Source organism: Nonomuraea sp. KM90 (assembly GCF_052246675.1).
GTDB lineage: Bacteria > Actinomycetota > Actinomycetes > Streptosporangiales > Streptosporangiaceae > Nonomuraea.
The window spans coordinates 45,558-57,780 of the sequence record NZ_JBQQCB010000069.1 but is presented as its reverse complement, the minus strand read 5'-3'; the positions used below and the strand labels follow the sequence as shown (position 1 = coordinate 57,780).

Here is a 12,223-nt window from a genome sequence, read left to right as displayed (position 1 = left end):
ACCCAGGCCCGCGCCCCGATCGCCGCGTCGCTGCCCGTGCCGGTGGTGTACGCGTTCATCAGCTCGACCGACCCCGACGACTGCTCGGTGGTGCCCGACGAGGCGGGTGGCGCGCGCAAGGCCGTCGAGCACCTGCTGGCCGTAGGCCGCGGCCGCATCGCGCACGTCACCGGGCCCGAACACCACTACTCGGCCCAGGTCCGCGCCGCCGCGGCCGCGGACCGGCTCGCCGAGGCGGGGCTCTCGCCGGCCGGGCCGGCGTTGTTCGGGGCGTGGAGCGAGGTCTGGGGGCGGCAGGCGGTGGGGATGCTGCTGGCCGGCGGGACGGAGTTCGACGCGGTGTTCTGCGGCAGCGACCAGATCGCGCGGGGTGTGGCCGAGGCGCTGCGGTCGGTGGGGCGGCGGGTGCCGCAGGACGTGGCGCTGGTCGGGTTCGACAACTGGGGCGTCATGACCGAGGCCAGCCAGCCGCCGCTGACCAGCGTCGACATGGACCTCGAAGGGCTCGGCCGGGTGGCGGCCGAGATGCTGCTGGCCGCCATCAACGGCGACCCCGCACCCGGCAGGCACGCGCATCCGTGCCGGCTCGTGGTCCGCGAGTCCACGTCCGTGCCACCGGCGCACGCGTAGACGCCTTCCCCGGGTCCGTGGCCCGGCGAGCCACCCTGATTCGTTAAAACGTATAAAGGCGAAGACCGGCCGATCTTGACGATCCAGCGCGCCCCAATTACCGTCCCAACAGACGTTCGTTCTAAAACGTTTTTTGCGATGCGCGCATCGAAGGGCTGCACCATGGCGAACACCAGGAAGGTACGCGTCGGGCTCGTCGCCGGAGGGCTGGGCGCCTACTGGCCCCAGTTCCCCGACCTCCTCCCCCAGCTCCAGCGCTCGGCCACCCGCGTCTCCGAGCGGATGCGGGAGCTCGACGCGGAGATCGTGGACGTCGGCTTCATCTCCGACGCCCAGGAGGGCGCGGCCGCGGCCGAGCGATTGCGGGCCGCCGACTGCGACCTCATCGTCGGCTTCCTGACCACGTACATGACCGCCACCATGCTCGTCCCGATCGCGCAGCGCAGCGGCGCGCCCGTCCTGCTGATCAACCTGCAGCCGACCGAGTCGATGGACCACGAGACGTTCGACACCGGCCAGTGGCTGGCCTACTGCGGCGCCTGCCCGCTGCCGGAGATGGCCAACGCCTTCCAGCGCTGCGGCATCCCGTTCCGCTCGGTGTCGGGCTACCTGGAGGACGAGCGCGCCTGGACGAAGATCGGCGGCTGGGTACGCGCGGCGGCCGCCCGGGCGGTGTTGCGGCACGGCCGGCACGGCCTGATGGGCCACCTCTACCCGGGCATGCTCGACGTCTCCACCGACCTCACGCTGGTGTCGGCCAACTTCGGCGGGCACGTGGAGGTGCTGGAGTTCGACGACCTTCGGGTGCGCGTGGAGCGGGTCACCGACGCCGAGGCCGCCGACAAGCGCGCCGAGACCGAGAAGATCTTCGACTTCGCCGACAGCGTCAACGAGACCGACCTCGACTGGGCCTGCCGCGTCGCCGTCGGCCTCGACCGGCTGGTGGCCGACTTCGACCTGGACAGCCTCGCCTACTACCACCGCGGCCTGGACGGCGAGACGCACGAGCGGCTCGGCGCGGGCATGATCCTCGGCGCCTCCCTGCTCACCGCCCGCGGCATCCCCGCCGCCGGCGAGTACGAGCTCCGCACCAGCCTGGCCATGCTCATCATGGACCGCCTGGGCGCGGGCGGCTCCTTCACCGAGTTCCAGGCGCTCGACTTCCTGCGCGGCCACGTCGAGATGGGCCACGACGGGCCCGCCCACCTGGCCATCAGCGCCCGCAAGCCGCTCCTGCGCGGACTGGGCGTCTACCACGGCAAGCGGGGCTGGGGCGTCTCCGTCGAGTTCGACGTCCGGCACGGCCCGGTCACCGCGTTCGGCATCATCCAGCGCCGCGGCGGCGAGTTCGCCTTCCTGGCCTCGGAGGGCGAGACGGTGGACGGCCCGCACCTGCGGATCGGCAACACGACCAGCCGCGTCGACTTCGGGCGGGATCCCGGCGAGTGGACGGACGACTGGAGCGCCACCGGCATGTCCCACCACTGGGCGCTCGGCACCGGCCACCGCGGCGCCGAGCTGAAGGCGCTCGCCCACCTGCTGGACATCGACTACATCCAGATCTGACCCCGGGCACGCCTCCACCCGTCCCGTGCGCGGGCGCCGTGCGTGGGCGCCGGGTGTGCGGCGTTCCCGAAGCGGCGGGGCTGGCACGGGGCGGCCGGAGGGCGGGTCAGGTGAAGAGCGTCGCGGGCACGGCTGTGGCGAGGGCGTGGTAGCCGGCGGGGCTCAGGTGCAGGTGGTCGCCCCCGTCGTACGCGGCCGAGAGCCGCCCCGGCGCGGCCGGGTCCCGGACGGCGCGGTCGAAGTCGATCACCGCGTCGTACCGCCCCGCCGTGCGGATCCAGGCGTTGACCGCCTGCCGGGCCGACTCCCGGAAGCCGTGGGGGTCGTCGTACGGGTCGTGGCCGCCGAAGGGGGTCAGGGTGGCGCCGTACACCAGGAGGTCGCGTGCCTGGGCCCGGACGATGATCTGCTCGTAGGCGGCGATGAGGTCGGCGGCGGTGCGTTCCTGGGCGTCCCGGGTGGGCTCGGCGGTGCCGAGGTCGTTGACGCCCTCGAAGACCAGGAGCCACCGGGCGGCCGGCTGGGCGAGGACGTCGCGGTCCAGCCGGGCCAGGGCGCTCGGGCCGAGCCCGTCGTCGAGCACCCGGTTGCCGCCCGCCCCCTGGTTCGCGACGGCGACCCCGCCCGGGAGCCGGTCGAAGAGCCGGTCCGGCCAGCGGTCGTTGCCGTTGGTGGTGGATCCCCGGCCGTCGGTCAGGGAGTCGCCGAGCAGGACGAGCGTCCCGGTGTCGCGCCCGGCCCGGACCTCGACGCCGGAGAGGAGGTACCAGTGGTCGACGGCGGTGGCATCGGGCAGGTCGGAGGCGTCCACGTGGTCGCCGGTGGCGAGGTAGGAGGTGGTCCTGGAGCCGGGGTGCGAGGTGAGCTCGGAGGAGGGCTGTCCCCGGTCGAGACGGACCGTCACCGTCAGGACCGAGCCGGGTGTCAGGTCGAGCTCCAGCGGGTCGGACACGGCGTGCGCCCCCATCGGGACGACGAACGACGTACGGCCGGAGAACGTCACGGGCCGGGAGCTGCCCGGCCGGATGGCGCTCACCCCCGCCGCCCCGCCTTCCGGCAGCGCCACCGCCACGCGGGTGATCGGCAGCGGCGCCCCGCCGAACGCGTTGGACAGGCGCAGCCGCACCCACCGCCCGCCCGCCGACACCCGCACGGTCTGCCGCAGCGTCGTGTCGGCCAGCACCAGCCCCTCCTTGGCGTACGGCGGAGGCGGCATGTTGCCGGGCTCGGTGAGCTGGGGCATCGCCGTCCACGTCGTGACCCAGTGACCGGCCGGCAGGCTCGGCGATCCCCCCATGAAGACGGCTCCACTCGGTAGTCGAAATTTTCGGCACAATACCGAACCTTTCGCAGCCGCCTGCGGCCGGGGCGCGTTTTTACCCGGCTTTGTCGGTCGAGTGATAGGCCCCGCGGCCCTTCGCGCCTATGGTCACGACCATGGAGTCTCCAGAAGACGGCCGGGAGCCGATCGTCCGGGCGGCCACCAGGCTGTTCGCCGCTCTCGGCTACGACGGCACCTCCATCGCGCAGATCGCCGACTCGGCGGGCAGGGAACCGGCGGACGTCCACGTGCACTTCGCCACCAAGCGTGAGATCTACCTGGAGGTCATGGAGCAGGCCCGCGGTCTCCTGGGGTGCGTCGTCGAGGCGGGGGCCGGTGAGCTGCTGAACGCGCCGCCCGAGCGGCGGCCGGAGGCGCTGCACCGGTTCATCGACGAGTACCTCGACATGTGCGTGGCGCATCCGGAGGCGCCCGCCCTGTGGATGCACCGCTGGTTGTCCGACGCCAGCGACATCGCCGACGTGGAGGACAACAGCACGCAGCCGCTCATCCAGTTCGCCGTCGACAGCGTCGCCACGGTCGCCCGCCCGGCCGGCGCCGACCCGCTGCACACCACGTACACGCTGATCTGGTGCATCCACGGGTTCGCGCTGAGCGGGGTGCTCGACGGGACCGGCCACCGGTGCGGTGTCGAGGACGTCCGCCAGCTCGGGCGGTTCCGCGCGCACATGCACCTGATGCTCGGCCGCGCGCTGGACCTGCCCGAGCCGGAGCCCGAGGGGCCCGCCACCGCCCCATAGGCTGTGTGGAAATAAGCGGAACGTAACTAATTCACTACACTAATGCGTGTATTCTGCCCATATGGGAGGTTTCGGATGCCGATGGCGCTCACGTCGCGTGAGCGGAGCGTGCTGAGGCGGTGCGGGACGAGGACACGCTGATCCCCGGCGCGGCGAGCGAGTCGTCCCGCCTCGACACGCTGCTGGTCGAAGCCGTCAGCAGCTCCGGAGCCCACATAGGCGCCCTGTACCTCCTGGAGGCGCACGGCGAGGTCCTGCACATGGCGGCCGAGATCGGCATGCCGGCGCCCGTCGCCAGGGCGTGGGCCAGGGTCAGGAAGCAGGACCCGGTGCCGATCGCCGCGGCGGTCCGCGAGGAGCGGCTGATCTGGCTCTCCGGTCGCGAGCACCTGGCCAACGAGTTCCCGGGGTCGGCGCTGGCCCTGCCGTACCACTTCGCGGCGGCCCTGTCCCCCATCTGCGCCGCGGGCGCCGTCTGGGGCGGGGTCCTGCTGCTGTGGCCGTCCGGCCACGTGTCGGAGCTCACCCCCCGCCAGATCGACATCATCAACGAGGCCTGCGCCGCGCTCGGCCACGTGCTGTGTCGGGCGGCCGAGCGCGGCCGGCCGATCGCCGCCGAGCCCCGGCCCCGCATCCTCGGCCCGCGCCGCACGCCCGAGGGGGACCCGAGGGCCGACCTCGTGGCGCTCGAATGCCTCAACCGCCTGCCCGAGGGCTATCTGGCGCTGGACGTGGACGGGTGCGTGACCCTCCTCAGCGCGCCGGCCGCCGACCTGCTCGTCAGCAGCCCGTCCGAGCTGATCGGCCGGCGCCCGTGGGAGATGCTGCCGTGGCTGGCCGACCCGTCGTACGAGGACCGCTACCGGGCCGCGGTCCTGGGCCGGCAGGTCACCCACTTCGTCGCCCGCAACCCCGTGGGCCGGCAGCTCACCTTCTGGATGTATCCCGGGCTGACCGGCATCACCGTGCGCATCTCCCCCGGCACCGCGTCGCGCGCCCCCGCACCGGACGCGCCCGAGGGGCCGAAGGTCATCGCGGTGCACGAGATCCTGCAGCTGGCCACCACACTCGCGCGGGCGGTGACCGCCCAGGAGGTGATCGACCTGGTCGCCGACCACGTCATGCCCGTCTACGACGTGCAGGCGCTGGCCATCCTCACCTCGAAGGGCGGCCGGCTGCGGGTCGCCGCCTCACGCGGTTACAGCCGGCGGGCCATCGACGAGTTCGACGGCCGCCCGGCCATCCCGGCGATCCCCGCCGGCCGGGCGTTCGACGCGGGCAAGCCGGCGTTCTTCTCGACCTGGGACGAGCTGCGCGCCACCTACCCGGACGCCCTCCGCTCCGACGACATGTGCGCCTGGGCGTTCCTGCCGCTGGTGACCTCGGGCCGGCCGATCGGCACCTGCATCCTCGCCTACGACCGCCCGCACGAGTTCAGGACCGACGAGCGCGCCACGCTCACCGCGCTGGCCGGGCTGATCGCCCAGGCGTTCGAGCGCGCCCGCCTCTACGACGTCAAGCACCAGCTCGCCCAGTGCCTGCAGTCCAGCCTGCTGCCGCACACCCTGCCCCAGATCCCCGGCCTGGACGTCGCCGCCACATACCTGCCCGCCACCCCCGGCATGGACATCGGCGGCGACTTCTACGACCTGATCCGCCTCAGCGACACCATGGCCGCGGCGGTCATCGGCGACGTGCAGGGCCACGACGTGACCGCCGCCGCGCTCATGGGGCAGGTGCGGACGGCCATCCGCGCCCACGCCACCGCGGGGGCCTCCCCCGGCGACGTGCTGGCGCACACCAACCGGCTGCTCACCGAGCTGGCCCCCGACCGCTTCACGAGCTGCCTGTACGTCAGCTTCGACCTGCGCCGGCACGCCGCGTGCCTGGCCAGCGCGGGGCACCTGCCGCCGGTGCTGGGCCCGCCCGGCGGCCCCGGCCGGGTCATCGACACCTCCCCCGGCCTGCTGCTCGGCATCGACCCCGACGCCGAGTACGCGACCACGGACCTGTCCCTTCCACCCGGCTCGGTGATGGCCCTCTACACCGACGGCCTCATCGAGGAGCCGGGGCTCGACCTGGGCGACGCCATCGCCGCCCTGGCCGCCCGCTTCGCCCCGACGCCCGGGCAGCCCTTGCACCGCCTGGCGGAGTCACTCGTCGAATCCGCCACCATCGAGCGGCGTACGGACGACATCGCGGTGCTCCTCCTGCGGGACGCCTTCACGCACCCGGACGGGAGGCCCTGATCACCGCCCGGGAGCCAGGCGCAGCACCGCCTTCCCCGAGGACAGCGAGACCACGCGCACGCCGATGCCGTTGACCGACCCCGACGTGCCCTCGCCGAGCTGCGCCTGCGACATCACGCCCGGCCCGGTGCCCTTCACGCGCACGGTGCCGGCGGTGAAGGCGATGGCCAGCCTGGTGATGCCGAAGCGGGGGCTGACCCGGAACGACACGCTCTTGGTGAGGGTGAGCTCGCACCTGCCGTCGTAGCAGGCGCGCAGGTTGGGCTTGGCCGCGGCGGACGCGCCCGTGGCGGTCAGGTGGGCGGCGACGGGGGTGAGGGCGATGGACGCGGCCACGGCCAGGGCAGTGGTGATCTTGGGGGGCATGATCCTCCTTGCGCTCCGCTCGTGTCATGAAAGCTTACGGAACTCGTCAGTACGCCGCTTGCCGCCCGGGCAGAATGCCGGGCGCCGCTGGGGGCAGGGGCCGGGGTGTGCGAGCGCCATCGTCTCTTCACGTCGCCCGGCCGGTGATGTACCACCAGTGGTCGGAGATCACCTTCCTCCACTGGCGTTGTCCGCCGGCCGTCGTGCAGGCGCTGGTGCCGGGCTCGCTCACGGTCGAGACCTTCGACGGGTCCGCCTGGGTAGGGCTGACGCCGTTCCTCATGGAGGGGGTGCGGGTGCCCGGCCTGCCCGCCGTGCCGTGGTTGTCGAGGTTCCCGGAGACGAACGTGCGGACGTACGTACGCGACGATCTGGGCCGCCGCGGGATCTGGTTCCTGTCGCTGGACGCCGGGCGCCTGACCGCGGCGCTGGGCGGCCGGGCGGGCTTCTGGCTGCCGTACTTCTGGTCCGACATGTCGGTGCGGGTGGGCGGGGGCCGCGTCCGGTACAGGTGCCGGCGTCATGGGAACGGGGCCCGGTGCGACGCGGAGGTGGCGACGGGCCCGCTGCTGCCGGCCGGCGAGGTGGACGAGCTGGCGCTGTTCCTGACCGCCCGCTACCGGCTGTTCACGGTCGTGGCGGGCCGGACGGCCCGGGCGCGGGTGGAGCACCCGCCCTGGCCGCTGCGCCGGGCCGAGCTCACCCGCCTCGACCAGGACCTGGTCCAGGCCGCCGGCCTGCCCGCCCCGCAGGGCCCTCCCGTCGTGCACGCCTCCTCCGGGGTCCCGGTACGGGTGGGGATGTGGACCTGGTGACCCCCGTCCGCGGCGGTCAGCGGGTGTCGCGGCGCAAGGGGTGATCGGGCGGGACCTGCACCAGGACGATGCGGTGGCCGTCGGGATCGGCGATCCACAGCTCGACCAGCCCCCACGACTCCAGGCGGGCCTCGCGCAGCACGGTGACGCCCGCCGCCCGCAGCCGCTCCTCCTCGCGCGCCACGTCGCGTACCTGCAGCCAGAGCGAGACCCCCGGCCCGGCACCGTCCCGCGCGGCCCCGGAGAGCTCCAGGAAGCCCTGCCCGAGGAAGAAGACCACGCCCGGATGGTCGGGCGGGCCGAACTCGCGATAGACGGCCAGGCCGAGGGTCTCGGCGTAGAAGCGGCGGCTGCGCGCGGGGTCACCCGGGCGCAGCAGCACGCGGCTGCTCAGCACCTCCATGCCGGACCTGTTCCCCGATCACGGCCCGGGATGCGCGCCGCCGGCCGGGGACGCCGGCGCCCGGCCGGAGCTCGGGCCCGGTGCCATCACACGACCGCACCCCGCGGCACCTGCGGCTTCGCGGACGCGGGAGGGGGCGGCGGGCGCCGGTCGAACCTGCCGAGCAGGATCGCCGCCGGCCCGGCCACGAAGGCCGACGACAGCGTGCCCGTCACGATCCCGGCCACCAGCGCCAGCGCGAAGTCACGCAGCGAGTCGCCCCCGAAGGCCATCAGCGCGAGCAGGATGAACAGCGCCCCGAGCCCGGTGTTGACGGTACGCGGCAGCGTCTGCAGGATCGCCCCGTCGACCGCCGCCGCGAACGGCACGCGGGCCGTCCACAACTCCCTGACCCGGTCGAACACCACCACCTTGTCGTTGACCGAGTAGCCGACGACGGTCAGCGTCGCGGCCAGGAACACGCCGTCGACCGGCTTGCCCAGCCACGCGAACAGCCCCGCCACCACGGCCACGTCCACCAGCAGGGCCAGCACGGCCGCCACGCCGAACGTCCACCGGAACCTGGCCGCCAGGTACACCAGCTGCATCGCCACGGCCACGCCGAGCGCGACGAGGGCGTTGCGGCGCAGCTCCTCGCCCAGGCTCGGGCCGATGAACTCCTCGCGCCGCTTGGTCACCTCGCCCGCCTGGCCTTCGAGTGCCCGCTCGATCCCGGCCACGTCCTCGATGCCGAGCCGCGCGGCGCGTACCGAGACCCCGTCGTCGCCCGCCTGCACCACCGCCGTCGGGAACCCGGCCCGCGCCACCGCCTGCCCGGCGGCGTCGGCCGAGATCGGCCTGGAGGTGGCGAACTCGACCAGCCGCCCGCCGGTGAACTCGACGCCGAAGTTCAGGCCGCGGGCGACCAGCCCGGCCACGGCCACCGCCGCCAGCCCGCCCGCGATCCCCAGCCACACCTTCCCGGCCCGCATGAGCTGCGGGTTCCGGCCGGCCAGCCACGTCCGGACGGTCCCGGCCGAGCCGAGCCCCGACACGCGCGGCCGGATCCGGCCGATGACGGCCTGGACGAGCACGCGGGTGATGAGCAGGGCCGAGACGAGCGAGGCGGCCACGCCGACGGCCAGGGTCACGCCGAAGCCCTTGACCGGGCCCGAGGCCAGCCAGAACAGCAGCCCGGCGGCGATCAGGGTGGTGACGTTGGAGTCGGCGATCGCGCTCCAGGCGTTCCGGAAGCCCCGGTCGAGAGCCGCCCGCAGCCCGCGGCGGGGCGCCTGCTGGTACTCCTCCCTGGCCCGCTCGAAGACCAGCACGTTGGCGTCGATCGCCATGCCGATGGCCAGCACGAACCCGGCCAGCCCCGGCAGCGTGAAGGTCGCGCCCATCGCCACCAGCGCCGCGTACGAGATCAGGCCGTAGCAGGCCAGCGCGAGCACCGACAGCAGCCCGGCCAGGCGGTAGGCGGCCACGATGAAGACGGCGGTCAGGACCAGCCCGGCGACCGCCGCCCTGGCGCTGGCGTCGATGGCCGCCGCGCCGAGCGTCGGGCCGACCGTCCGCTGCTCGACGAGCTGGAGCGGCACCGGCAGCGCGCCGCCCTTGATCAGCACGGCCAGGTCGCGCGCCTCCTCGTGCGTGAACGAGCCGGTGATGTCGGCGCTGCCGCCCGGGATCCCGGTACGGCAGGGCACGGACGGATCGAGCGGCGGCGAGGAGATGACCTCCTTGTCGAGCACGATGGCGACCCTGCGCCGCGGGTCGTCAGGAGGTTGGCAGGCCGCCTCCCCGGTCAGCCGCTGCCAGGCCCCCTCCTCACGGAAGTCGATGCTCACCCACCAGCCGGGGCCGCGCTGGGGGTCGCTCCGCTCGGCGGCGTCGCTCACCCCGTCGCCGGTGATGGCCGCGGGCCCGAGCTTCAGCAGGCCGCCGTTCTCGTCGCGGAACGCCGACCGGTCGCCCGGCTCGGCCGCGCCGAGCACGGGGTGGAAGGCGAGCTGCGCGGTACGGCCGATGACCTCGGCCGCCTGCCGCGGGTCGAGCACGCCGGGCAGCTCGACGATGATCCGCCGCTCGCCGGAGCGGACCAGGGTGGGGTCGACCACGCCGAGCGCGTCCGCCCGCCGGCGCAGCACGTCGAGCGCCCGGTCGGTGGCGGCGGCGTCGGCCCCGACGGTCGGCGAGTCCCTCGTCTCGAAGACGAGCTGGGTGCCGCCGCGCAGGTCGAGGCCCAGGCGCGGGGCGGCGGTAAGGGTGATCGCTAATGAGATCGCGATGACGGCACACGCCGCCACCGCACGCCAGAACGGCGCACGGAACATGGAAGCCTCCACAGGCTCGGAAGTGCGGAAAAGGGATCTTCAGCGCACTGTGGAGGGAGGCGCCCGCGCCGCCGCGGCGGGCGGCCTGCGGGCCTCGGGGGCGTCGGCGCCCCGGTCAGGGACGAGGACGGCCCACGGGGACCGGAAGCGGGGCAGCCCGGACCCGGGCGCGGCGGCCGCGCCGGTCACGGTGTTCGGGCCGGCCCAGGCGCGTACGGCGGGGGCCGGGTGCGGGACCTGCCGCACCCCGGAATGTTGCTGCTCGGCCCGCCAGGTCGCGGTCTGCGCGGCGGTCACCTGCTGGACCGGCTGCGCGTGGGCGGCGGCCGGCAGGAACCAGGACAGGAGGAGGAGCAGCGCGGCGGGCAGCCTGGTGCGCATGGACCCCCTCCCTTCGGGGCTCACCCTAGCCCGTCCGGCGTCGAAGGGCGCCTCGATGCCCGCGGACCGATCACGGCGCCCGCGCAGGCGATGAGCAGGCCCGCGGCCAGCAGGGCGGTGACCGGGCCGGCGCTCTGGGCGAGGGCGGCCAGCGCCAGCCCGCCGACGATCTCGCCGCCGGTCTCGGCCTGCGAGAGGAACGACTGCACGGTGGCCCGCACGTCGCTCGTGGTGCGCCGGTTGACCCAGACCACGCTCGCGACCCGGGTGAGGGGGTCGCAGATCCCGGTCACGAGCAGCATGCCGAGCCCGCCGAGCAGCGCGACGGGCGCCCAGGCGAGCACGAGCAGGCCCAGCACGCCGGCGAGGCAGGCGAGCGCGTAGGCCCGTCGTACGACGCCCGCGCCGCCGATCCGGCCCTCGACGGCCCGCAGCGCGACGACCCCGGCCAGCGAGGCGAGGATCCCGAGACCCGTGTACCAGAGCGTGGGATCGCCGGCCGGGAATCCGAGGGCGACGAGCTGCCTGGGGAAGATCCAGGTGATCATCGTGGCCCCGTTGACGATCACCGTGGCGGCGAGCACGAGCCGGATCTCGCGGTCCCGGCGGGCGAGGGCGAGACCGCGCCGGAGGGTCGACAGCGAGGCGGCCCGCCGGCGGTGGGTCACGGGGGTGAAGCCGCGCTCGGTGAAGCGGGCGGCGACGTACAGGCCGGCCAGCGCGACGCCCGCGCCCGAGACGACGATCGCCACCCACAGACCGGCCGCCCAGCCGAGCACCCCGAACACCACCATCCCCGCCGCCCCACCGGCCAGCTCCCAGCGAGCCGCGGCGGCCAGCACCCGCGCGATCCCGTCCGGCCCGGCGGGGTCGCCGGCGGGCCGCCCGGCGGGCCGCCGGGCAGGGTCGCCGGCGGGCCGACCGGCGGCGCGGTCCGGCCCGGTGAGCTCGTCGGTGAGCCACGCGACGTCGGCCCCGGCCGACAGCGCCCAGCCCAGCCCCCACAGCACCTGCGTCACCACGATCCACGGGAAGGCGGTCACGAAGCCGGTCATCACCATGCCGGCGGCCAGCAGCCCGTGCCCGGCGACCAGCGACCACCGGCGGCTGACGGTGTCCGACCAGGCGCCCGCGGGGATGTCGGAGACCAGCATCGTGGCGGCCACGACCGTGCCGAGAAGGATCAGCTCACCGGCGGAGAGCCGGGCGACGACGACGAAGTAGAGGCTGGAGGCGAGCACGTAGCCCCGGTGGGACATGGCCCGCAGGAACGTCCAGAGCAGGAACGTCCGCGCCGCGCCCATGCCCGTGCCCGTGCCCACGCCCGTCAGCCCGGCACGCGCCGGATCCCGCTCGCGGACCCGGTGACGACGACCCTGGTGGACTTCATGACCTGCCTCCGGCGGGCGGACGGCG

11 protein-coding genes are annotated in these 12,223 nt (G+C 74.4%); 5 read left to right on the top strand and 6 right to left on the bottom strand.

The annotated features are described in order from the left end of the window. Both ACTWPW_RS41710 and ACTWPW_RS41705 read left to right on the top strand, forming a co-directional pair. On the top strand, positions 1-630 hold a 630-nt coding region (locus ACTWPW_RS41710; protein WP_443171922.1), incomplete at its 5' end, for a substrate-binding domain-containing protein. Positions 631-768: 138 nt separating this feature from the next. After that, entirely contained in the window at positions 769-2,196 is a 1,428-nt protein-coding gene (locus ACTWPW_RS41705; RefSeq protein ID WP_443171921.1) for an arabinose isomerase, read from the top strand. A gap of 106 nt (positions 2,197-2,302) precedes the next feature. Here ACTWPW_RS41705 and ACTWPW_RS41700 read toward each other — a convergent pair whose 3' ends face one another. Further along, complete coding sequence (locus tag ACTWPW_RS41700) at positions 2,303-3,493, bottom strand: SGNH/GDSL hydrolase family protein (protein WP_443171920.1); 1,191 nt, start codon at positions 3,491-3,493, stop codon at positions 2,303-2,305. A 140-nt stretch (positions 3,494-3,633) separates the two neighbouring features. Here ACTWPW_RS41700 and ACTWPW_RS41695 point away from each other — a divergent pair, with 140 nt between their 5' ends. Beyond that, the gene (locus ACTWPW_RS41695; RefSeq protein WP_443171919.1) at positions 3,634-4,278 is read left to right on the top strand and encodes a TetR/AcrR family transcriptional regulator; all 645 of its coding nucleotides are present in this window, start codon (positions 3,634-3,636) and stop codon (positions 4,276-4,278) included. Between the two features lie 119 nt (positions 4,279-4,397). Then, complete coding sequence (locus ACTWPW_RS41690) at positions 4,398-6,527, top strand: SpoIIE family protein phosphatase (protein ID WP_375109791.1); 2,130 nt, start codon at positions 4,398-4,400, stop codon at positions 6,525-6,527. Here the strand turns inward: ACTWPW_RS41690 and ACTWPW_RS41685 are convergent, their stop codons facing one another. Further along, entirely contained in the window at positions 6,528-6,893 is a 366-nt protein-coding gene (locus ACTWPW_RS41685) for a hypothetical protein (protein ID WP_375109790.1), read from the bottom strand. It abuts the gene before it with no gap. Positions 6,894-7,000: 107 nt separating this feature from the next. Between ACTWPW_RS41685 and ACTWPW_RS41680 the strand changes: the two genes are divergently transcribed. Beyond that, a complete protein-coding gene (locus tag ACTWPW_RS41680) occupies positions 7,001-7,708 on the top strand; it encodes a YqjF family protein (protein ID WP_364125609.1) in 708 nt (235 codons plus the stop codon). Between the two features lie 16 nt (positions 7,709-7,724). Here the strand turns inward: ACTWPW_RS41680 and ACTWPW_RS41675 are convergent, their stop codons facing one another. The 4 genes from ACTWPW_RS41675 to ACTWPW_RS41660 form a co-directional block, all read right to left on the bottom strand. Next, the gene (locus ACTWPW_RS41675; RefSeq protein WP_443171918.1) at positions 7,725-8,111 is read right to left on the bottom strand and encodes a VOC family protein; all 387 of its coding nucleotides are present in this window, start codon (positions 8,109-8,111) and stop codon (positions 7,725-7,727) included. 86 nt (positions 8,112-8,197) lie between these two features. Further along, a complete protein-coding gene (gene secD, locus ACTWPW_RS41670) occupies positions 8,198-10,426 on the bottom strand; it encodes a protein translocase subunit SecD (RefSeq protein WP_443171917.1) in 2,229 nt (742 codons plus the stop codon). 39 nt (positions 10,427-10,465) lie between these two features. Next, entirely contained in the window at positions 10,466-10,807 is a 342-nt protein-coding gene (locus ACTWPW_RS41665; protein WP_443171916.1) for a hypothetical protein, read from the bottom strand. A 20-nt stretch (positions 10,808-10,827) separates the two neighbouring features. Beyond that, positions 10,828-12,129: an MFS transporter gene (locus tag ACTWPW_RS41660; protein ID WP_443171915.1), complete on the bottom strand. Its 1,302-nt coding sequence runs from the start codon at positions 12,127-12,129 to the stop codon at positions 10,828-10,830. Between the last annotated feature and the right edge of the window lie 94 nt (positions 12,130-12,223).